The sequence below is a fragment of the Pantoea sp. JV6 genome (assembly GCF_025910055.1).
Classification (GTDB): Bacteria; Pseudomonadota; Gammaproteobacteria; order Enterobacterales; family Enterobacteriaceae; genus Pantoea; species Pantoea agglomerans.
Genome location: NZ_JAPCIM010000002.1, coordinates 372,326 through 393,087, shown reverse-complemented (window position 1 = coordinate 393,087; position 20,762 = coordinate 372,326). Strand labels below are relative to the sequence as shown.

Below are 20,762 nucleotides of genomic sequence, written 5' to 3'. Positions count from 1 at the left end.
AAACGCCATAGTGGCGACTATTTCAGCAGTCGCGCTGATTTATGAAAAAGAGCTTTGACATGGCCCGGCGTGGCCGTTACTATGCGCCCCGTTCAAACGATTCCTCTGTAGTTCAGTCGGTAGAACGGCGGACTGTTAATCCGTATGTCACTGGTTCGAGTCCAGTCAGAGGAGCCAAATTTGAAAAGCCTGCTTAGGAAACTAAGCGGGCTTTTTGCATTTTATACTTCTTATAAAATTTCTGCGTCTTACTCAGTCTGTTTCCTCTTCAAATTCCCCGTTCTTTTCGTTAGTGCCTGATACTTAGACATTCGGTTCCGCCCTCACTTAAAGGTTCATTTCTGACCCCTACATCTCCTACTCTCTTTAACAAATGCATTAATAGTGACTTAAAGTGTCATAAATGACCTTTCATCAGCATATTTCGCATTCTGGCGGTAAGATGAGAAGATGCTGCCGTTAATAGGTTCAAAAATGACCCTATTAGCACTATAGTCGGACCATATCGTTTCAAAAAACGTACTGAGAATGCAGAAAAGGTCAAAAATGAACCTTGATGAGATTAAATCTTCGCTGATAAACCTTTCTGAGTCAGATCGGCGAAAGGTATTGGCGGGGTTCGCTTTGAGTAGAGAAGCCACAACAGAAGCGGACGAACCGGACACCCGATCGGTGCTGAGTGCTCTGACGTTTACGACACTGCCACAACTACTGGCCAATGAACTCAAACGACAAAACATCACCTATGAAGAGATGGCGATTCAGATTGGTGTATCACTCTCAACATTTAAACGACTGATTGCTAAACCATCTTCTGCAAAGGCAATAAATCTTCACGCCTTGCTTAAAGAACTGGGTATAAAAGTATGGCTCGAAAAATAGAGGTGTGGCTTTACAACACGCTGGCAGGAACGCTGAGTGAAGGGCAAAACGGTTATACTTTCTGCTACCTGCCCACTTATACTGGTTGTGCGATATCTCTCAGCATGCCGGTAAGACCTGAGCCCTATTTAAGTGAAGAGCTACATCCCTTCTTTAAAGGTTTAGCGCCGGAAGGCTGGTTGCGAAAACGCTATTCTGAAATTCAAAAAATTGATGATAAAGATCTGTTCGGCTTACTGATGGAAAATGGTAACGATTTGCTTGGGGCTGTCGTCTTTAAAGAGATAACATCATGAATTCAGAACGCTGCCTGATCACATTAAAACGGCTTAAAGAATCTGAGCTAAAAACCGGCTACTCAACAAAAGGCATCCGGCATCTGCTGGGTAGTCTGAATGTGGCTCTTAGCCTGCCGTTTACGCGCAGTCAGTTTATTCAGGAACTCCCTGAACGTCAGAAAGGCATGAGCATTTCAGGCTATCAACCCAAACTGTCGCTTCGCCTGGCAAAGGGAGAACTGGTGGTCGTCAGCAATGATGGCACCTATATCCTGAAACCCTCTCCGGAAGAATACCCACACCTGGCAGAAAACGAGCATGCCACTATGTGCGTTATGCAGCGTCTGAAATTTGACGTACCCCCGTTCGGGCTGATGCCATTCAGACACGATGAAAATCGGCCAGAAGAACTGGCGTTTGTCATTAAAAGGTATGACCGGACAGCGTCAGATAACGCGAGATTACATCAGGAACAGCTGGATGGCGCGATGGGTCTCGGCGATAAATATGGCAGGATTGATAATCATAAAGCCATCAGTTACGAGAAAGCCGCTAAATTCCTGAATACCAGAGTGAACAGCAGCTTAAAGAGTAAACGTGACCTCTTTTTGCGCATCGTGTATGCCTATGTGCTGGGAAACAATGATTTTCATCTGCGCAATATCGGGATTATCCTGCCTCCGCAGGGTTCACCCTGGCTGGCCCCGGTTTATGACTTTATCAGCGTTGTGCCCTACCCTGCAGCGTTTGGAGAGTATTTAGCTTTGCCCCTGCTGGAACGTGAAGAAAATGATGCAGGAAACGCACCGGGGATGAATTCAGAGTACGGAGAATATCTGGGTGCAGACTTTATCCTGCTTGCCCAGGGTATAGATATTAATCCGACACTGGCACGAAAATGGCTTTCCGAGGTGGTGAGTCATCATCAGCTTATTATTGATACTTATAATGAAAGTCATATGCCTGAATCGCAGCGGGAAGCCGTACTTGCCTACGTGGCCCGAAGAATCACGTTACTGGCAGTGACCGAAATTTAAATGATGCCATTAACCTGTTGTACCTGGGTTGTAAAAGGATAGTTAAGCGGTCGAATAACTCACCTGCTCTCATAAAAAAACCCGCTAATATCAGCGGGTTTCAGGTTTTACAACGTTAACAGCAATCAGAGTTCAAACCGATCCAGATTCATCACTTTGGTCCAGGCGGCAACAAAGTCTTTGACGAATTTTTCACGGGCGTCGCTGCTGGCGTAGACTTCCGCCGAAGCGCGTAACACCGCATTGGAGCCAAACACCAGATCGGCGCGCGTGGCGGTGAAACGGGTTTCGCCAGTGACGCGATCCCGTCCAATGAATTTCTCATTGGTCGAATCAGCGGCTTTCCACTCGGTGCGCATATCCAGCAGATTCACGAAGAAGTCTGTGTTCAGCGTCCCTGTGTGGTGCGTGAAGATGCCGTGCTGACTGCCATCAAAGTTAGCACCCAGCGCACGCATTCCGCCAACCAGCACCGTTAACTCCGGCACAGTCAGGGTCAGTTGCTGCGCTTTATCGATCAGCAGATTTTCGGTGGTGGTTTTGCCGAAGCCAGTACCGTAGTTACGGAAACCATCTGCACGCGGTTTCAGCAGATCGAATGACTCGATATCAGTCTGATCCTGACGCGCATCAACACGGCCCGGAGTAAATGGCACGTCAATTTCAACGCCAGCTGCTTTCGCCGCCTGCTCAACGCCGACCACACCCGCCAGCACAATCACATCTGCCAGTGAAGCCTTGTGCGCTTCACGCTGCACCGCTTCCAGCGTCGGCAGCACGCGTGCCGCGACGGCATTGACGTCCCACTCACGCTGCGGCAGCAACGCCAGGCGGGCACCGTTGGCACCACCACGTTTGTCGCCGCCACGGAAGGTTGATGCCGATGCCCAGGCAACCGAAACCAGCTCGCTGACGCTGAGGCCGGTTGCAGCGATTTTCTCTTTCAGCTGCGCGATATCCGCCACGGTTGGATGATAAACCGGTGCAGGCAGCGGATCCTGCCAGATCAGATCTTCCTGCGGGACTTCAGGTCCGATGTAGCGCGCTTTTGGCCCCATATCACGGTGAGTCAGTTTAAACCAGGCACGGGCAAAGGCTTCGTTGAACGCTTGCGGATCGTTGTGGAAACGACGCGAAATCTTTTCAAACTCCGGGTCAAATCGCAGCGTCAGATCGGTCACCAGCATGGTCGGCTTGTGTTTCTTCGCGGCGTCAAACGCATCCGGGATAATGTCCGGGGCATCAGCTGCCACGAACTGGATGGCACCCGCCGGGCTGCGCGTCTGAACCCACTCATATTTGAACAGGTTCTCGAAGAAGTAGTTACTCCACTGGGTTGGCGTCTGAGACCAGATTACTTCCAGACCAGAGGTAATCGCATCTGCGCCAACGCCCGTGCCATGGCTGTTGACCCAGCCCAGGCCCTGCGCCTCAATCGGTGCAGTTTCCGGATCGACACCGACGTGGCTGGCCGGTGCGGCACCGTGGGTTTTACCCAGCGTATGTCCACCGGCAATCAATGCCACGATCTCTTCGTCGTTCATGCCCATGTTGCCGAAAGTGGCGCGAATAGCCGGGGCCGCAGAGGCAGGATCGCCGCTGTGTTCCGGACCTTCCGGGTTCACGTAGATCAGACCCATTTCGGTAGCGCCCAGTGGCGATTGCGCCAGGGATTCCGGGTGACGGTGTTCCAGCCAGGCGGCTTCTTCGCCCCAGTTCACATCCATATCCGGTTCCCAGACATCTTCACGTCCGGCACCAAAGCCAAAGGTACGGAATCCGGAGTTTTCCAGCGCGACGTTGCCCGCCAGAATGTAGAGGTCGGCCCAGGAGATCTTCTGACCATATTTCTGTTTAACCGGCCACAGTAAGCGGCGCGCTTTATCCAGACTGACGTTGTCTGGCCAGGAGTTTAGGGGTGCGAAGCGTTGCTGACCACGACCTGAACCACCGCGTCCGTCCACGGAGCGATAGGTTCCGGCGCTGTGCCAGGCCATACGAATAAACAGGCCGATGTAGCTGCCCCAGTCAGCGGGCCACCAGGCTTGTGACTCGGTGAGCAACCCTTTGATGTCAGCTTTCAGCGCTGAGTAATCTAATTTGGCAAATTCTTTACGGTAATCGAAGGATTCATCAAGCGGGTTCGAACGGGATGAGTGCTGGTTCAGCAGGTCAACCCGGAGTTGATTAGGCCACCAGTCGCGGTTGGTTGTTCCGCCGCCCGGCGCCTGATTTTCCTGAGAAGGCTTACCGGCATGAAAAGGACATTTGCCCTCGGGCGCTTCGCGATCGGCTTCGACAATAGGCTTTGCATCTTTTGCATCTTCATCAATGGAATTGCTCATGGTCACACCTCTTTTTTGTATTTTCATCGCTACTCTATAGAGGATTTTCAGGATCGCACACCTGTCTCATCCTATCTGTTTGATAGCTTTTACCTTTTCATACACCTTCTTCAAAAGCTTAAAACAATGAATTGAAGGTCGCCGCCAGGCTGCAGAGAGCAGCGAAGCGGCAACCGTCACCCTGAGACTATTCCGACAGCGCCGGTTTCACAACTGCCGTTTTGCTGCCCGGCAGGCGGATGCGGAACCAGATAGCGTACATTGCGGGCAGGAAAACCAGCGTGATCAGGGTGCCGCCCAGCGTGCCACCAATCAGGGTATAGGCCAGCGTTCCCCAGAACACCGAGTGGGTCAGTGGAATAAACGCCAGAGAGAAGTTCAGAGAGAATAAAGCAGAAAAAGCGGGGAGTGATGACGCGCGTTTACAGAAGAATCACCGCAGGCGCTTTGTCATCTGCGCCTGCGGTGGATCTCACAGCGCCCTGCTCTTCAGGGCGCTCTGTCACTTAACGCCAGCCGAGTTCCGGGGCGACATACTTCAGGATCGCCTCAATCACATGGGCGTTGTAGGCGACACCAAGCTGGTTTGGCACGGTGAGCAGCAGGGTATCGGCTTCGGCAATCGCCTCATCCTGCGCAAGCTGCTTAATTAACGCCTCTGGCTCTGCGGCATAGCTGCGGCCAAAGATAGCGCGGGTTTTCTCATCGAGAAAGCCGACGGAATCCTGGTCGTTACCGCTGCGGCCAAAGTACGCGCGGTCCATATCATTCACCAGCGCAAAGATGCTGCGACTGACCGAGACGCGTGGCGCGTGCTGATGCCCCGCCGCTTTCCAGGCCTCACGGTAGGCGCGAATCTGTTTTGCCTGCTGAATGTGGAACGGCTCGCCGGTCTCATCATCTTTCAGGGTTGAACTTTGCAGGTTCATGCCCATTTTTGCCGCCCATTCTGCGGTGGCGTTGGAGCCGGATCCCCACCAGATGCGGTCGCGCAGGCCTTCAGAGAGCGGCTCAGGACGCAGCAGGCCTGGCGGATTGGGGAACATGGGCTGTGGATTTGGCTTAGCAAAACCTTCGCCGCGCAGCACCTCCAGAAACTCTTCGGTGTGACGACGGCCCATATCCGCATCGCTTTCTCCCGCTTTCGGTTCAAAGCCGAAGTAACGCCAGCCATCGATTACCTGCTCAGGTGAACCGCGGCTCAGACCCAGTTGCAGACGACCATTGGAGATCAGGTCTGCCGCGCTGGCGTCTTCCACCATGTAGAGTGGGTTTTCGTAGCGCATGTCGATGACACCGGTGCCGATCTCAATCGTTTTGGTGCGCGCTGCAACGGCAGCCAGCAGCGGAAACGGCGAGCTGAGCTGGCGGGCAAAATGGTGGACGCGGAAGTAAGCGCCATCTGCGCCCAGCTCTTCGGCGGCGACCGCTAAGTCGATTGATTGCAGTAACACATCCTGCGCGGTCCGGGTGGCGGACTGAGACGAAGGCGTCCAGTGACCAAAGGATAAGAAGCCAATATTTTTCATCTGTATTTCTCCTGACAGGCGTTAAACGCCCGTGGATGCAAGGCGATTTCTGATAGAGAAAGGTTACGCCCCCGGAGCCGCCACTGATAGTCAATATCTTTCAGCGCCATATTCAGGAATTTCGACATAGCTAAGCAGATTATCCACTTTGCCTTTGCCCGCCCTTTCTTTCACTGTTCAGATTCCCGCTTCCGCTGTCAGGTGAATCATGCACACCGGTTATCTCTCTCTACAACAGCGCGCCTGGCTTAAAGCGCGCGCACGCAGCTGGCTCTGGCGCAGCGAACTGCCGACCTGGCTGCTAATCGGTGTGATCTATGGCGGCTGGTTTGCGGTGATGCTGAACGCGCAGACGCTGGGACGGCTGCCCGCCACCCTGCTGCTGATCGTCTTCACTGGCTGGTATATGTCGCTGCAGCATGAGCTGATCCACGGCCATCCCACCCGCTGGCCGCGGGTGAATCAGCTATTTGGCACCCTGCCGCTGGCGGTCTGGTATCCCTACGGACTCTATCGCGATTCTCATCTGGCCCATCATCGCAATCACACCCTGACTGAGCCGGATGAGGATCCGGAAACCTACTACCTCTCCGCTGCTCGCTGGGCGAAGTTACCGCGCTGGCAGCAGCAGCTGATTCATCTGCGTAACACTTTTTTGGGACGGTTGCTGCTCGGCCCGCTGCTGGATGTGGCGGCGACCTTCGGCGGGATGTGGCAGGCACTGCGCCGCGGCGATCGGCCCGCGATAGCGATGTGGTTGCTTCACGGGACGCTGCTGGCACTACTGTTTTTCTGGATGGCGCGGCAGGGATTTTCGCCGCTCTGGTATCTGCTGGCGGTGAGTTATCCGGCGCTGGCGCTGACCAAAGTGCGCTCCTTCTATGAGCATCGTGCGGCGGACGATCCGCTGGCACGGTCGGTGAATAATGAAGCGGCGTGGCCGTGGCGCATGCTATTCCTGAATCTGAACTACCATTCAGTGCATCACGACCTCCCCGGCGTCCCCTGGTATGGCCTGCGTCGCCTCTATCTGCGCGATCGCGAGCATTACTACCAGCGCAATCACGGCTTTCGCGTGGCGGGCTATCGGGTCTGGCTGCGTCAGTTCTGGGTCAGACCGGTCGGGGTCAATGTCCATCCGGGACGATCAGCGGAGAAAACGCATGAATAACCTGCTCGCCTTGCCGATGTATGCGATTCACCCGCCCGCCACACGGGCACTGATGCAGGCTGTGGTTGCCCTGCTGACGCAGCACGGCATCGCTACGCAGCCGGTCTGGCCTGAGGATCTGCTGACACACTGGCAGGATAACCGATTGCTGCTGAGCCAGACCTGCGGCTATCCGCTGGTCAGCCAGCTTCCTGCGGTTCAGCTGGTCGGCACCTTTCACTATCAGGCCCCAGGCTGCACCGGCCGTGACTATCGCAGCTGGCTGGTGGCGCGGGACAAACAGGCGACGCTGGCCGATTTTAACGGCCAGCGGGCCGTAGCTAACAGCCTGGACTCTCACTCCGGCTATAACGCGCTGCGGTTTGTGGCTGCGCTTCAGGGCGTGAGATTTTCGCAGCTGCTGCTGAGCGGCGGGCATCGTCAGTCGCTGGCGGCGCTGCGCGATTCACAGGCGGATATCGCGGCTATCGACTGCGTCAGCTGGGCGCTGCTGGCGCGCTATGAGCCGGATGCGCTGCGCGGCCTGCATATCATCGGTGAAACGCCAGCCGCACCCGGATTGCCGTTGATTACGGCAGCCCCGACGTCAGTGGACCGGCTGGAGAGACTCCGCTCGGCGCTGCATCAGCTGGTGAACGATCCCACCTGGCGCACCGTCTGCGACGATAACCTGATCGGCGGGTTTAGCCCGGTGCAGCGAGACGATTATCAGGGCGTGCTGGCGTGGGAACAGCAGGCTGCCGCGCTGGGCGTCACCCGGCTGTAACACCCCCCTCTGTTTCGCCCTGCTGACCGGGCAGGGAAAATCTGATTTCTCTGCATCGTCCCCTCCCTGCCCGCGCTTTCCCGGCCTCTCATTTCATGCTCCCCGATGCGCTCTGACCCAGGCTAAGACTGGTAAGCCCGGTCACGGCGTTCTAAGGTAGAGGTTTTCAGCAGAGGGAGAGTGGGATGCGCATTCTGATGGCAGGCGCCGGCGCGACCGGTGGATATTTTGGTGCACGGCTGGCTCAGGCGGGCCAGGACGTGACTTTTCTGGTCCGTGAACGGCGTTATCAGCAGCTTCAGGCCAGCGGTCTGGTGTTGCAGACGCCACAGGGCACTGAAACGCTAAAACCGCAGCTGGCTCAGGCGAGCAGCCTGACGGGCCACTATGATCTGATTATCGTGACGGTGAAGAGCTTTGCCCTTGATCAGGTGATGGAGGATATTGCACCTGCAGTGGGTCCGGAAACGCTGATCATGCCGATTCTGAACGGATTGCGGCACATCGCGACGCTGCAACAGCGTTTCGGCGAAGATAAGGTGATTGGCGGCCTGTGCAAAATCAACGCGACGCTGGGTGACAATGGCGAAGTTATCCAGATGACGCCGCTGCATCAGCTCTATTATGGCGCGCTGGACGGTAACAACGATGCGCGACTGCAGCGGGTTGATGCGGCGCTGCGTGACTGTCAGGTCGATACCCGATTCAGCGATAACATCATGGATGAGCTGTGGGAGAAGTGGCTGCTGCTGAGCACACTCGGCGCGGTTTGCTGCCTGGCGCGCGGAAATACCCAACAGATACTCACCTCGCGCGGCGGCGAAGCGCTGTTACAGGGTATTTTCTCGGAGATTCTGTCAGTCATTACTGCCGAAGGCTATCAGACGCGTCCGGCGGCCACTGCCCGCATTCTTGAGCTGTTAAGCGATCCGGCCACCCCGATGACCTCCTCAATGTACCGCGATTTAACCCAGGGCTTTGATATCGAAGCCGATCAGGTGATAGGTGACCTGCTGCTGCGGGCGAAACGCCATAGTCTCGCCACGCCACTGCTTAACGCGGTGGATGTGAACCTTCAGGTCTATCTGCAGCAGCGTTAATGGCCCTGCCAGATACCGTGACCGGGTGCCGCAACGGACCCGGTTTTTGTGGTCGTGAAAGTGTGGTGTGCAGCAGCAGTGCGGCAGGAAAATTTGCTACACTCGTCGCTTCATCTTTTGGAGAGTTCAATGACTTCCCGCTCCGTGACCCTCGATGATGTCGCTCAACTTGCCGGCGTCTCATATCAAACCGTTTCACGTGTTTTAAACCGTTCTGAACAGGTGTCAGCCCGCACGCGGGAAAGGGTTGAGGCGGCGATGCTGCAGCTCAATTATGTGCCCAATCGTGTGGCGCAGCAGCTGGCCGGTAAGGCGACGCGCACGCTAGGTCTGGCCACCAGCGACCTGGCCCTGATGGCTCCTGCGCAGATCGCCTCGGCGATCCAGCAGCGCGCCGCCGGGGCGGGTTATCATCTGGTGATCGCCATGGACAGTGGTAACGATGCGGCAGCAACGGTGAATGAACTGCTGGCACAGCGGGTCGATGGACTGCTGATCAACCTGCCACTGGAGGCAGATGAGGCGCAACAGATCCAGTTGCTCTGCGGCAGCAAACCGGTGCTGTTTCTGGATGTCGAACCCCAGGCGGCGGTAGCGCAGTGTCAGTACCCGAATGAGTCTGGTGCACGTGCCGCCGTTGAACATCTGGTGGCGCTGGGTCATCGTCAGATTGGTTTGTTAAACGGGCCGCTGCGCTCGGTCTCGGCCCGTCAGCGTGAAAATGCATGGCGTAAGACGCTGGCCGATCATCAGCTGACACCGCACTGTTCTTTACGCGGCGACTGGAGCGCGCAGTCGGGTTACCAGGCGCTGCTGGCGCAGCTTCCCGACGATCTGCCGCAGGCGCTGCTGGTGGCGAACGATCAGATGGCGTTGGGTGCGATGCGGGCGCTGCATCAGTATGGCGTAGCCATTCCTGGCGAGATATCGGTGATTGGATATGATGACACCGCCGAGAGTGCGTGGTATCAGCCGCCGCTGACCACGGTGCGGCAGGATTTGCACTCTCTTGGCGCGCAGAGCGTCGAGCGGATGCTGGCCCGGCTTCAGGGAGCAGAGGCGTCAGACAACGCGCTGGAAACCACCCTGGTGATCCGGGAGACCACCGCCCCGCCTGCTGATGAGCGGATCAATTTAGTGGCGCTGTCACAGCAGTTACAGGTGATCGCCCGCAGGCTGGCGGGAAAATAACCCTGCGCTGACGCAGGCAATAAAAAACCCGCCCCACCGGAGTGGATGCGGGTTGGCATAGGACGTCTGGCGCTTGCGCGCTGCTGTCTGCCCTTACGCTTTCGGGTGTTCGCCCACGCCCATCGCTTTGATCTTTTTCGACAGCTCGCGACGCTCTTTAGACAGGTCGGCGTTTTTGATGATGTACTCATCCACGCGATCTTCATAATCCACACGCATGCTGGCGATGATTTCCTGAATAGCCTCAACGCTCATGCCGGGTTTGATATATTCGCTCAGGTTGTCGAGCAGCAGTACACGCTTCTGGTTGTCGCGAATTTTCTTCTCGTTGTCGACAATTTCACGCTGCAGTTTGTTTTTGCGGCGGAACATACGCACGAACTCCAGTACGTCCTGAAATGATTGCTTGGCATTTTCCATGATGGCACCTTTCTTTGAGCCTGCTGACGCAGGGAGAGAGTCAAAACGATCAGCTTAGCGGCTAGCCCGCCAGGTAAGCAATTTTCACAGCTAAATTCAGACTGGCTCTTATCTTAGCGCAAAGAAACCCTGTTTCACATTAAGTCATTGTCTGAGGTGATTATTTGCGCAGCGCCATCCGCATCAGGTCGGTCATCCGTTCCAGCTGTTTTGCCAGTTCCAGTGTCAGCCAGACGTAGCCGTAGATCGGCGTCTCCTCCAGACCTTCGCTGCCCGCTTCCGCGATCAGTCGCCGCAGTTCGCCACTGATTTCGGTCAGCTCGTGACTGTTAGCCACCACCTCTTCCGTTTCCCCTTCAATCGCCATGACCGACAGCGCCCGCAGCGTGTTCTCAGTCATCTGCTGGGTGCGGCGCAATGCAGGCGCGTTAAGCATAATCAGATGGCTCTCGCGCGATGCCCACCAGGCATTAATCTGCATCTCAATGGTGTAAACCATATTACGGTTGATGGTCTGGATCGCTTCAAGCACCGATTTTGGGATGCGCGTCTCTTTGCTTGACGGCTCCAGCAGCGCCCGCATTTTGATCACGCTGCTCAGCAATTTGCCCAGCGGCTTGTTCAGGCGTGGCTTTTCAACCAGGTTGGGTGAGAAACCGGCGTGATAGATTTTTGCCATTTCCGCCAGCGCGTCGGAGAGCTGAATGCGCCAGTGTGTATAGGCACGCTGCGCCCAGATAGCGGTAAACAGCAGCGCCATCAGCGAGCCCAGAATCACATCACCGCCGCGCCACAGTGCCATCGTGAAATCGCCGGTTGGTGCGCCCACGACCACGCTCAGCGTAATCCCGATCAACAGCGCCATGTAGGGATGTTTGCCCAGCGTCAGGTAGCCGCTGGTCATCATGATGATGCCGCACCAGGCCAGCATCATCGGCATCGAAATCAGCTCCAGCTTCAGGGCGATCAGACCGGATATTGACCCGGCGACCGTGCCGCTGATGCGCTGCAGTGCGCGCGGAAAGACATTCCCCCAGGTGGAGATGGGCCCCATCACCACCACCAGCGTAATCAGCGGCCAGGTGCCTTCAGGGATATCGGTCGCCCGCACAAAGATAAAGCAGAGCAAAAAGGCGATGGCAATACGCACACCGTGGACGGAGCGATAATGGCGATAAAACCAGAACTCCAGTTTTGATATGGGCTTATCGGGACGCAAAATGACTTTCCGGTTGCGGGAACATGGTGTGGCTATCTTAACGCTGAACGCGGCTCCGGCTTAGCGCGGGCCGGAAATTTAAAACAGTTTTGACGTTCGCTTACAATTATCAACATCCGCCTCACATACTTTCCCGGAAGTTAAAAACAACTTAATGCGATTTTTTAACCTTTATCGGCTCTCAGTAACACATTCAGGGCAGCCAGCGTGCAAGTAAAAACGGGCAGCCCGCAGGCTACCCGTTTTAGTGCTGACAATCGGCTAATCAGAACTTCTGCCTGAGATAATCCGTCAGGCGGGTAATGACGCCTGCAGGTTCAACCGCACTCAGCGCCACCAGCGGATAGTGGGCAATCTGCTGATCTTTATCCATCACCTGAATTTCACCAATGACTTCGTTGGCTTTCAGTGGGGCTTCCAGATCTTTGCGATCGATAACATACTTCGCCTTCACGTTCTGCACTTCACTGCGCGGCAGTGACAGATAAACATCTTCTGCGGTACCCACATCCACCTGATGAGGATTGCCATACCAGACGTTTTCGCTGCCAATCTTCTTACCGGCATGGAACAGCTGAACGGTATCAAAGGTGTTCTGTCCCCAGACCAGCAGTTTACGCGCCTGCTCTTCGCGGCCTTTCGGGCTTTTACCGCCCATGACGACGGCGATCAGGCGATGCTTGCCCACCACATTCGAGGCGATGATGTTAAAGCCCGCGGTCTCCGTGTGACCGGTTTTCAGCCCATCAACGTGGAGATTATTATCCCACAACAGGCCATTACGGTTGTTCTGGGTGATGCCGTTCCAGGTCAGGGTCTTCTCACTGTACATGGCATAAAAATCAGGCTCACCATCAATAATGGCGCGTGACAGTTTCGCCATATCCAGCGCGCTGGAGAACTGACCCGGCGCATCCAGACCATGAACCGTTTCAAAATGGGTATTCTGCAGGCCGAGCTTCTCAACGTAGTGATTCATCATGCCGACGAAGTTCGCTTCGCTGCCCGCCACATAATCAGCCAGGGCAACGCAGGCGTCATTACCGGAGTCGATGATGACGCCACGGCTTAAATCCCGGACGCTCAGCTTATCGCCTGGCTTCAGGAACATCAGCGAGGAGCCTTTGAACACCGGATTACCCGCCGCCCAGGCATCTTTTCCGACCGTAACCATGTCGTCACGGCTGATTTTCTTCTGGTCAATGGCGCGATCGACCACGTAACCGGTCATCAGTTTGGTCAGGCTGGCGGGATTACGGCGTTCATCGGGATTGCCAGCGGTCAGAACCTGTCCTGTAGTGGCATCCATCAGCACCCAGGAAGCCGCATCAATCGCCGGAGGCGTCACAGGAAAGGGAATCGCATCAGCCTGTGCCAGCGAGGCCCAAAAAACAGTAGCGGTAACGGTGAACAGCAGACGCCTTTTCAACACTTCATCCTTAATTGCACGGGAGAGAAAATTTCTAAAACGAAACGGAAACAGCCGCACGTTTTACGGCAAAAGCGTTGTGAAGGTTTGAATAAATTGAAAAAAAGTATGAACTGCGACGGGTATGGCTGATGCCTGCAGGAGGAAGATAACGGCTAATTGATGCAGGAATTGAGACTGAATATTTCAATATCATCCTGAAAAACGTTAAGGTCACCACGGTATCGCCCTGCCTTGCACCCAGCGGCATGAGCAGCACGCATCTGGAAACACCGGAATTACAGTATGCAGCAATAACCTGGAAATATGTCGAAGGGAATATTATCTATCGTGGCACTTGGGATGAGCGAGCTACAGCCTGAGAGGTAAAAAGTCCGCTTTACTCCTTGCCCCTGACCGCTCAGTCAGATACTACGCCCCCCGCTACCATCCGAAACTTCAGGCCAGTCGGATTATGGTTTACCATGTAGTGAGTGAAGCCTGAGCCTGCATGACCTTGCCCGGCAAAGGCACCGCTCTCGCACCAGCAGCCAGGCGCCGATGAAGAAAGGCATCCAGCGAACGGGAAGCCTGATGACTTTCTGTTCATCAGTTTAGTGAACGCAATGAACGGATATGAAATTTGAATAACGACCGCGTACAGCCCACTTTCCTCTTCCACGATTACGAGACCTTCGGCACCAGCCCTTCTCGTGACCGGCCAGCCCAGTTTGCCGGCCTGCGCACCGACAGTGAGTTTAATCCGGTCGGCGAACCCGAAGTGTTCTACTGCCGTCCGCCTGATGACTATCTGCCACAACCCGAAGCGGTGATGATCACCGGCATTACCCCGCAGATAGCGATGAGTCGCGGCGTGATCGAAGCTGAGTTCGCTGAACGCATCCACGCGTTGTTCACCACGGAGCAAACCTGTGTGGTGGGCTACAACAACGTGCGTTTCGATGATGAAGTGACGCGCAATATCTTCTATCGCAACTTTTACGATCCCTATGGCTGGGCCTGGCAAAACGGCAACTCACGCTGGGACCTGCTCGACGTGATGCGTGCCTGCTACGCGTTACGGCCAGAAGGGATCAACTGGCCGGAGAATGAAGAAGGTTTTCCCAGCTTCCGACTGGAGCATCTGACCAAAGCGAACGGCGTCTCCCATGAAAATGCGCACGATGCCATGTCCGACGTTTACGCCACGCTGGCGATGGCGAAGCTGGTGAAGGAGAAGCAGCCAAAACTGTTTGAGTTTTTGTTTACCCATCGTAACAAAAACAAGCTGATGAACCTGATTGATATCCCGCAGATGAAACCGCTGGTTCATGTCTCCGGTATGTTCGGTGCCGCGCGCGGTAACACCAGCTGGATCGTACCGCTGGCCTGGCATCCCGATAACCGCAATGCGCTGATCGTGGTGGATCTGGCGGGCGACATGTCACCACTGCTGCAACTGGATGCCGATACGCTGCGTGAGCATCTTTACACGCCGAAAAACGATCTCGGCGATCTGCCCGCGGTGCCGGTCAAACTGGTGCATATCAATAAGTGTCCGGTGCTGGCGCCTGCCAGTACGCTGCGGCCGGAAGATGCGGCCCGGCTGAATATTGATCGTCAGCACTGCCTGGCGAATCTGGCGCTGCTGCGTCAGCAGCCCGACGTGCGGGAAAAACTGGTTACGCTATTTGCCGAAGCGGAGCCGTTTACGCCGTCAGATGATGTGGACACGCAACTCTATGATGGCTTCTTCAGTGATGCCGATCGGGCGGGGATGAATATTATCCGCCAGACCGCGCCCGCGAATCTGCCTGCGCTGGACCTGAGCTTTGAGAGTGCACGGGTAGCGAAACTGCTGTTCCGCTACCGGGCGCGTAACTTCCCCGGCACGCTGGATGATGCCGAGCAGCAACGCTGGTTGCAGCACCGTCGTGACGTGCTTAATGCCGATCGGGTGCAGGCGTTTATGCAGGAACTGGAAGCTCTGGCGAATCTGCACGAAGCGGATGCAGAAAAAGTTGGGCAGCTTAAAGCGCTCTATCTCTATGCGCAGGAGTTGGTTTCCTGAAGCACTAAGAGTCTGACCCGGTATCGCCTGCCGGGTCAGACTTTCTGATGCGGCTTAATCAGAGCACGGTCCACGCCAGCCAGGTCAGCGCAAAGCCGCTCAGCCCCATTAGTGTTGTCAGCACCGTCCAGGTGCGTAAACCGTCGGCCACCGAAAGTCCCAGATAACGGGTCACCACCCAGAATCCAGCATCATTGACATGCGACAATCCCAGACCGCCAAAACAGGCCGCCAGGGTGACCAGTACCCGTTGCATATCCGTCACGCCGGTCACCGCCTGCGTCAGCAGCCCGCTGGTGGTCAGGATCGCCACCGTGGCGGAACCCTGTGATGCACGCAGCGCCAGCGACAGGATAAACGCCGCGGGCACCAGCGGCAGATGCAGCGTTTCAAGCGTGACCGCCAGCGCTTTACCCACGCCCGACTCCACCAGCACTTTGCCGAATGCACCACCGGCCCCGGCCACCAGAATCACGCTGGCTGAGGTGGGAATGGCCCGGCCGGTCAGATCTTCCAGCTTATCTTTGCTCCAGCCACGCCGTACGCCCAGCAGCCAGGCCGCCAGCCCTAAGGCAATCAGCAGGGCAATCGGCGGTGTGCCGATCACGGTCATCACACTACGCAGCAGACTCCCTTCAGCCAGCAGTGTGTGTGACAGAGTTCCCAGCACGATCAATACAATCGGGACCACAATCAGGCCGCTGATGGTGAGCGCACCGGGTGGTGCCGGTTCATTCTTCTTTTCCTGCCCTTCCGGCCTGGCCATCTGCAACTGTTCCAGCACCTCCACCGACAGAGGGTAGTGGCGACGGTTCATGAATTTCGCTACGTAGTAGCCGATGAACCCGACCGGCACGGAAATCGCGATTCCCAGTATCATCAGCCATCCCATGTCGGTGTGCAGGATCCCGGCCGCCGCCGCAGCGCCCGGATGGGTCGGCAATGCCACATGTACCGTCAGCATCACACCCGCCATCGGCAGGCCAAACTTCAGCGGCGAGACCCGCGCCACTTTGGTAAAGCCATAAATCAGCGGAATAACAATGATAAAACCGACTTCAAAAAATACCGGGATGCCAAGGATAAAGGCCGCCATGGTCAATGCCGCAACGGTACGCTTCAGCCCCAGCGTTTTACTGAAACGCTGCGCCAGCGACTCGGCACCGCCCGAGGCTTCAATAATCGCCCCAAGCATGGCACCAAGAACGATGATGATGGTGATGTGCCCGAGCAGCCCGCCCATCCCCGTGATAATCGTCTCCATGATTTTTTCAGCCGGAATGCCGGTGGCGATGGCCACCAGCAGACTGACAATTAACAGGGCGACAAAGGGATGAACTTTGGCTTTGATGACCAGCAGCAGCAGGATCACGATGCTGGCGGTCGCTATGGCTAACAGCAGTGCGGTGGACATAGTAAACCTCAGAAATTGTTATATTTTTTAGGTTATCGGCGTACAGAATAAACAGGTGCAGGGTCAGAAAAAGGACGAAAAAATCTCAACCGGTGCCGAAACACCGGTTTTTTTAGCCCGTTAAATCAGGTTTTTCTCGCCCAGGGCGCAAACCAGCCAAGGCCCGCAGTAGTGCTGCCGCGCGGGATATATTCGCAGCCCACCCAGCCGGAATAGCCGACCTCATCCAGCAGTGAGTAGAGATAGGGGTAGTTGATTTCACCCTCATCCGGTTCATGACGATCCGGTGCCGAAGCAATCTGCACGTGCCGATAGCGTCCGGCATAGTGGCGAATCAAATGGCTGAGGTTGCCATCCACCCGTTGCGCATGGAACAGGTCGAGCTGAGTGAAGACATTGGGTCGATCGATCTGTTCGACCATCTCCAGCGTCTGATACTGGCTGGCATAAAGATAGTTGGGTTTGGTGGTGGGATTAAGCGCCTCAATCAGCAGGATGATGCCGTGCGGCGCAAAGCGCTCAGCCGCATAACGCATATTGCTGATAAAGGTCTCAACGTAGCGCTGACGGTCAGCGTCGGGCGGCACCGTTGCCGCCATGATGTGCACCTGCGGACAGTTCAGCGCCAGCGCATAGCTCAGGGCGCGATCGATATCCGCCTTTGCTTCCGCTTCCCGTCCGGGGATGGCCGAAACGCCCCACTCACCCGCTGCGACGTTGCCGGGTGCGGTATTAAACAGCACCAGTTGCAGCTGGTTATCATCGAGCCACTGCTTGATCTGCGTGGCGGGATAGTCATAAGGAAACAGAAATTCGACGGCAGTGAAACCGGCTTCCGCCGCTGCAGCGAAGCGTTCAGCAAACGGCAATTCAGTAAATTGCGTCGAAAGGTTAGCAGCAAACTTCGGCATTATCGGCTCCTTAATTCTGCCACTTCGGCATCATTGAGATAACGGATCGGGCGGTCGCCCAGGGTAAAGATCAGCCGGGCGGTCTCCTCCAGCTCTTCAGTGTTGTCTGCCGCTTCCTGCAACGATTTCCCCACTACCACCGGGCCATGATTCGCCAGCAGGAAGGCACGGTAACGTGGAGCCAGCGCCGCGAGATCCTCGGCCAGTCGCCCATCACCCGGCTTGTAGTAAGGCACAACCGGCACATCACCGACACGCATCACCACATAGGGGGTAAACGGACGGATGCAGTTGTCCGTGTCCAGCCCCTGTAAACAGGAGAGCGCCGTCAGGTAGTGGCTATGCAGATGCACCACCGCCCTGCAGTCGGGATTATTCAGATAGAGCGCGCGGTGAAACGCAATCTCTTTGGAGGGTTTATCACCGGAGAGCCATTCGCCGTCAGGCGTGACTTTTGCCAGCCGGTCACCCTGTAATTCACCCAGGCATGAGCCGGTGGGTGTCGCCAGCAGATTGCCATCCTCCAGCAACATTGAAAGGTTGCCCGCCGAGCCGGTGGCATAGCCGCGCTGAAAAAACGATGCGCCAAGACGCACCATCTCGTCACGCGCCTGCTGTTCCGTTAAAGAGAAAGATTCAGACATCAGTAAACTCCGTTTGCGCGCGGCGGAAGAAATCTTCATCGCCAAAATTGCCCGATTTCAGTGCCAGAGAGAGCGGCTGATGAATGTCGCGCACCCAGGGCACGCCGGGCGAAATCGTCGGGCCGATATGAAAGGCCGTCACACCCAGGCTCTGCGCGACCACGCCGGAGGTTTCGCCACCCGCCACGATAAAGCGCTGCCATCCGCGCCGTTTCAGCTCGCGGGTCACCGCGGCAAACAGCTGCTCAACGGCTTCGCTGCTGCGCTGAGCACCATAACGCTGTTGAATCGCCTGCAAGTGTTGCGCGTCAGCGGTGGCAAACAGCAGGGGTGCCAGCGTCTGATCGCTGTTCGCTTCCACCCAGTCGCATAACTGCCGGGCATAAGCCCCGGCATCGTCCAGACAGCGTTCAGTCTCAACTTCGCAGGCCGGTGCCAGCTGGCGGTACGCGGCGACCTGACGATTGGTCATCTGTGAACAGGAACCGGAAAGCACCACGGCGCGATCGCCCTGCGGACGGCCTGCCTGCTCCGCTTTTGCATCACTTTCAGCCGTCGCCCACTGCCGTGCCAGACCGATGGCCAGCCCGGAACCGCCGGTGACCAGCCGCAGATCGCTCAGTGCTTCGCCCAGCGTCAACAGATGTTCCTGATGCAGGACGTCAGTTACGACGTAGTTGAGCCCCTGCGCCGCCAGCTGACCCAGCGCCTGCCGTACTGACTCAGCGCCCTGATCGACCTGTGCCGCAGCGATCAGACCGGCTTTGCCCCTCGCCTGTGATGTCATCAGCCGCAGCAGGTTGCTGTCGTGCATCGGTGTAACCGGGTGATGCCGCATACCAGACTCTGACAGCAGCTGATCGCCGACAAACAGGTAGCCCTGATAAACAGTGCGGCCATTCACCGGCAGCGCCGGACAGATCACCGTCTGCGTTTCACCCAGCGCCTGCAGCAGGGCGTCGGTTACCGGACCGATATTGCCCTGCGCGGTGCTGTCGAAGGTGGAACAATATTTGAAGTAGAAGCGCTCACAGCCTTGCTTCTGCAGCCATGCCAGCGCAGCCAGTGACTGAGCAACCGCCTGGTCTGCCGGACAGGAGCGGCTCTTCAGGCTGACCACAATCGCCTGCGCCTCTGTGATTTCCTCGCTGTCAGGAATGCCGTTGAACTGAATAGTGGTCAGCCCGTTCTGCACCAGAAAACTGGCGATGTCAGTCGCACCGGTAAAATCGTCCGCTATCACGCCAAGCCGCATCAGATTTTCTCCTCTGCCTGCGGCAGCGTGATGCCGCTGAAGATTTTAATCACTGCACTGTCATCTTCCCGGCCGTAACCGGCGTTGCTGGCTTCGGTGAACATATTGAGGGCAGTTGAGGCCAGCGGCAGCGGGAAGTGCAAGGCTTTCGCGGTATCGGCCACCAGGTTGAGATCTTTCACAAAGATATCGACCGCCGATTTCGGGCTATAATCGCCATCCACCACATGCCGCATGCGGTTTTCGAACATCCATGAATTGCCTGCGGCGTTGGTGACCACTTCATACATGGTTTCCAGCGGGATGCCGGCACGCGCCGCCAGCGCCATCGCTTCTGCCCCGACCGCGATGTGAACACCTGCCAGCAGCTGATGGATAATTTTGACGGTTGATCCGAGGCCGATCTCACTGCCCACGCGATACACTTTGGCTGCCACGGCATCCAGTACAGATTGCAGTTGCGTAAAGGCCGCTTCACTGCCGGACGCCATCACCGTCATCTTACCGCTGGCCGCTTTAGCGGCACCGCCGGAGACCGGTGCATCCAGCATCAGCAGCTGATATTGCGCCAGCTGTTGTTCAATCTGCTGCGCATCCCGGGCGGACAATGTGGATGAGACCATGACCACGGTGCCGGGACGCAGTTTTGCGGCCAGGCCCTCTTCACCAAACAGAATGGCGTTAACCTGCTGCGCATTTACCACCAGCAGCAAAACGGCATCAAGCTGGTCTGCAAAGGCGGATGCTGAAGGCTGCGCATCACGCGCGCCTGCCTGGCGTAAGTTCTCAAGCGCGGCGGGATTCAAATCGACACCCCAGGTATTGAGGCCGGCACGCAGGCAGGATTTCGCGGCACCCATGCCCATGGAACCTAACCCGATAACGCAGATATTTTCAGCTGGCACGATACGCCTCCACTGTTAATTTAAGTGATTATTTGTTTGTTACTGTTAATCCTGCCAGTTTACTGCCGGCAAAAATGTGTTACCGCTCACAAAAAAATATTCCCGATGTGAACCAGAACAATTTTTAACATTACCAGATTGGCAGCACCGGCACTGCCGCAGTGCCGTTACTGCCGCCGTTGCCGGGATTGCCGCTGTTATTATTTGTTCTGGTTA

At 56.2% G+C, this 20,762-nt stretch carries 18 protein-coding genes, 1 tRNA gene and 2 pseudogenes; 10 read left to right on the top strand and 11 right to left on the bottom strand.

What is annotated here, in order from left to right; all coding sequences use genetic code 11:
• The first annotated feature begins 101 nt into the window (after nt 1–101).
• The 4 genes from OK412_RS02410 (at nt 102) to OK412_RS02395 (ending at nt 2,197) form a co-directional block, all read left to right on the top strand.
• Nucleotides 102–177: transfer RNA gene (locus tag OK412_RS02410), tRNA-Asn, on the top strand.
• 369 nt (nt 178–546) lie between these two features.
• A complete protein-coding gene (locus OK412_RS02405; RefSeq protein WP_050680122.1) occupies nt 547–882 on the top strand; it encodes an XRE family transcriptional regulator in 336 nt (111 codons plus the stop codon).
• Nucleotides 867–1,178 (top strand): HipA N-terminal domain-containing protein, encoded by a 312-nt coding sequence (locus OK412_RS02400; protein WP_264352638.1) that lies wholly within the window; start codon nt 867–869, stop codon nt 1,176–1,178. The genes OK412_RS02405 and OK412_RS02400 overlap by 16 nt, the downstream gene beginning before the upstream one ends.
• Nucleotides 1,175–2,197: a type II toxin-antitoxin system HipA family toxin gene (locus OK412_RS02395; protein ID WP_264352637.1), complete on the top strand. Its 1,023-nt coding sequence runs from the start codon at nt 1,175–1,177 to the stop codon at nt 2,195–2,197. Before OK412_RS02400 ends, OK412_RS02395 begins: the two co-directional genes overlap by 4 nt.
• A 125-nt stretch (nt 2,198–2,322) precedes the next feature.
• On the opposite strand, the gene katG is transcribed toward OK412_RS02395, so the two are convergent.
• The 3 genes and pseudogenes from katG to OK412_RS02380 form a co-directional block, all read right to left on the bottom strand.
• Nucleotides 2,323–4,542: a catalase/peroxidase HPI gene (katG, locus tag OK412_RS02390; protein WP_033772171.1), complete on the bottom strand. Its 2,220-nt coding sequence runs from the start codon at nt 4,540–4,542 to the stop codon at nt 2,323–2,325.
• 187 nt (nt 4,543–4,729) lie between these two features.
• A pseudogene (locus tag OK412_RS02385) lies at nt 4,730–4,912 on the bottom strand (hypothetical protein); the annotation flags it as partial.
• Between the two features lie 136 nt (nt 4,913–5,048).
• Nucleotides 5,049–6,071: an LLM class flavin-dependent oxidoreductase gene (locus OK412_RS02380; RefSeq protein ID WP_010247994.1), complete on the bottom strand. Its 1,023-nt coding sequence runs from the start codon at nt 6,069–6,071 to the stop codon at nt 5,049–5,051.
• 208 nt (nt 6,072–6,279) lie between these two features.
• On the opposite strand from OK412_RS02380, the gene OK412_RS02375 reads away from it, so the two are divergent.
• From OK412_RS02375 to OK412_RS02360, 4 genes are all read left to right on the top strand, one after another.
• A complete protein-coding gene (locus OK412_RS02375) occupies nt 6,280–7,242 on the top strand; it encodes a fatty acid desaturase (RefSeq protein WP_062757979.1) in 963 nt (320 codons plus the stop codon).
• Nucleotides 7,235–8,008 (top strand): phosphate/phosphite/phosphonate ABC transporter substrate-binding protein, encoded by a 774-nt coding sequence (locus OK412_RS02370; protein WP_264352636.1) that lies wholly within the window; start codon nt 7,235–7,237, stop codon nt 8,006–8,008. The genes OK412_RS02375 and OK412_RS02370 overlap by 8 nt, the downstream gene beginning before the upstream one ends.
• A 185-nt stretch (nt 8,009–8,193) precedes the next feature.
• On the top strand, nt 8,194–9,108 hold the full coding sequence (locus OK412_RS02365) for a ketopantoate reductase family protein (RefSeq protein ID WP_250488452.1): 915 nt from the start codon (nt 8,194–8,196) through the stop codon (nt 9,106–9,108).
• 129 nt (nt 9,109–9,237) lie between these two features.
• Nucleotides 9,238–10,299 (top strand): LacI family DNA-binding transcriptional regulator, encoded by a 1,062-nt coding sequence (locus OK412_RS02360; RefSeq protein WP_010248005.1) that lies wholly within the window; start codon nt 9,238–9,240, stop codon nt 10,297–10,299.
• Nucleotides 10,300–10,392: 93 nt separating this feature from the next.
• Here the strand turns inward: OK412_RS02360 and tmaR are convergent, their stop codons facing one another.
• From tmaR to dacD, 3 genes are all read right to left on the bottom strand, one after another.
• The gene (gene tmaR / locus OK412_RS02355; RefSeq protein WP_004571340.1) at nt 10,393–10,719 is read right to left on the bottom strand and encodes a PTS system regulator TmaR; all 327 of its coding nucleotides are present in this window, start codon (nt 10,717–10,719) and stop codon (nt 10,393–10,395) included.
• A gap of 160 nt (nt 10,720–10,879) precedes the next feature.
• The gene (locus OK412_RS02350) at nt 10,880–11,938 is read right to left on the bottom strand and encodes an FUSC family protein (RefSeq protein WP_264352635.1); all 1,059 of its coding nucleotides are present in this window, start codon (nt 11,936–11,938) and stop codon (nt 10,880–10,882) included.
• Between the two features lie 265 nt (nt 11,939–12,203).
• Nucleotides 12,204–13,367, bottom strand: coding sequence for a serine-type D-Ala-D-Ala carboxypeptidase DacD (gene dacD, locus OK412_RS02345; protein WP_022624996.1), 1,164 nt, complete (start codon nt 13,365–13,367; stop codon nt 12,204–12,206).
• 152 nt (nt 13,368–13,519) lie between these two features.
• On the opposite strand from dacD, the pseudogene OK412_RS02340 reads away from it, so the two are divergent.
• Together OK412_RS02340 and sbcB are read left to right on the top strand one after the other, a co-directional pair.
• A pseudogene (locus OK412_RS02340) lies at nt 13,520–13,729 on the top strand (type VI secretion system tube protein Hcp); the annotation flags it as partial.
• Between the two features lie 260 nt (nt 13,730–13,989).
• On the top strand, nt 13,990–15,417 hold the full coding sequence (sbcB, locus tag OK412_RS02335) for an exodeoxyribonuclease I (protein ID WP_179256778.1): 1,428 nt from the start codon (nt 13,990–13,992) through the stop codon (nt 15,415–15,417).
• A gap of 58 nt (nt 15,418–15,475) precedes the next feature.
• Here the strand turns inward: sbcB and OK412_RS02330 are convergent, their stop codons facing one another.
• From OK412_RS02330 to ltnD, 5 genes are all read right to left on the bottom strand, one after another.
• Nucleotides 15,476–16,831 (bottom strand): GntP family transporter, encoded by a 1,356-nt coding sequence (locus tag OK412_RS02330; RefSeq protein ID WP_050680127.1) that lies wholly within the window; start codon nt 16,829–16,831, stop codon nt 15,476–15,478.
• 125 nt (nt 16,832–16,956) lie between these two features.
• The gene (locus OK412_RS02325) at nt 16,957–17,742 is read right to left on the bottom strand and encodes an HPr family phosphocarrier protein (RefSeq protein ID WP_039389460.1); all 786 of its coding nucleotides are present in this window, start codon (nt 17,740–17,742) and stop codon (nt 16,957–16,959) included.
• A complete protein-coding gene (locus OK412_RS02320; RefSeq protein ID WP_022625000.1) occupies nt 17,742–18,386 on the bottom strand; it encodes an aldolase in 645 nt (214 codons plus the stop codon). The genes OK412_RS02325 and OK412_RS02320 overlap by 1 nt, the downstream gene beginning before the upstream one ends.
• Entirely contained in the window at nt 18,379–19,641 is a 1,263-nt protein-coding gene (gene otnK / locus OK412_RS02315; RefSeq protein ID WP_022625001.1) for a 3-oxo-tetronate kinase, read from the bottom strand. Before otnK ends, OK412_RS02320 begins: the two co-directional genes overlap by 8 nt.
• A complete protein-coding gene (gene ltnD, locus OK412_RS02310) occupies nt 19,641–20,546 on the bottom strand; it encodes an L-threonate dehydrogenase (protein WP_264352634.1) in 906 nt (301 codons plus the stop codon). Before ltnD ends, otnK begins: the two co-directional genes overlap by 1 nt.
• Nucleotides 20,547–20,762: the final 216 nt, after the last annotated feature.

What these genes read in the sequence shown, in the direction of transcription:
- OK412_RS02405 (WP_050680122.1), top strand. Translation starts at nt 547, where the DNA reads ATGAACCTTGATGAGATTAAATCTTCGCTGATAAACCTTTCTGAGTCA.
- OK412_RS02400 (WP_264352638.1), top strand. Translation starts at nt 867, where the DNA reads ATGGCTCGAAAAATAGAGGTGTGGCTTTACAACACGCTGGCAGGAACG.
- OK412_RS02395 (WP_264352637.1), top strand. Translation starts at nt 1,175, where the DNA reads ATGAATTCAGAACGCTGCCTGATCACATTAAAACGGCTTAAAGAATCT.
- katG (WP_033772171.1), bottom strand. Translation starts at nt 4,542, where the DNA reads ATGAGCAATTCCATTGATGAAGATGCAAAAGATGCAAAGCCTATTGTC.
- OK412_RS02380 (WP_010247994.1), bottom strand. Translation starts at nt 6,071, where the DNA reads ATGAAAAATATTGGCTTCTTATCCTTTGGTCACTGGACGCCTTCGTCT.
- OK412_RS02375 (WP_062757979.1), top strand. Translation starts at nt 6,280, where the DNA reads ATGCACACCGGTTATCTCTCTCTACAACAGCGCGCCTGGCTTAAAGCG.
- OK412_RS02370 (WP_264352636.1), top strand. Translation starts at nt 7,235, where the DNA reads ATGAATAACCTGCTCGCCTTGCCGATGTATGCGATTCACCCGCCCGCC.
- OK412_RS02365 (WP_250488452.1), top strand. Translation starts at nt 8,194, where the DNA reads ATGCGCATTCTGATGGCAGGCGCCGGCGCGACCGGTGGATATTTTGGT.
- OK412_RS02360 (WP_010248005.1), top strand. Translation starts at nt 9,238, where the DNA reads ATGACTTCCCGCTCCGTGACCCTCGATGATGTCGCTCAACTTGCCGGC.
- tmaR (WP_004571340.1), bottom strand. Translation starts at nt 10,719, where the DNA reads ATGGAAAATGCCAAGCAATCATTTCAGGACGTACTGGAGTTCGTGCGT.
- OK412_RS02330 (WP_050680127.1), bottom strand. Translation starts at nt 16,831, where the DNA reads ATGTCCACCGCACTGCTGTTAGCCATAGCGACCGCCAGCATCGTGATC.
- OK412_RS02325 (WP_039389460.1), bottom strand. Translation starts at nt 17,742, where the DNA reads ATGCCGAAGTTTGCTGCTAACCTTTCGACGCAATTTACTGAATTGCCG.
- OK412_RS02320 (WP_022625000.1), bottom strand. Translation starts at nt 18,386, where the DNA reads ATGTCTGAATCTTTCTCTTTAACGGAACAGCAGGCGCGTGACGAGATG.
- otnK (WP_022625001.1), bottom strand. Translation starts at nt 19,641, where the DNA reads ATGCGGCTTGGCGTGATAGCGGACGATTTTACCGGTGCGACTGACATC.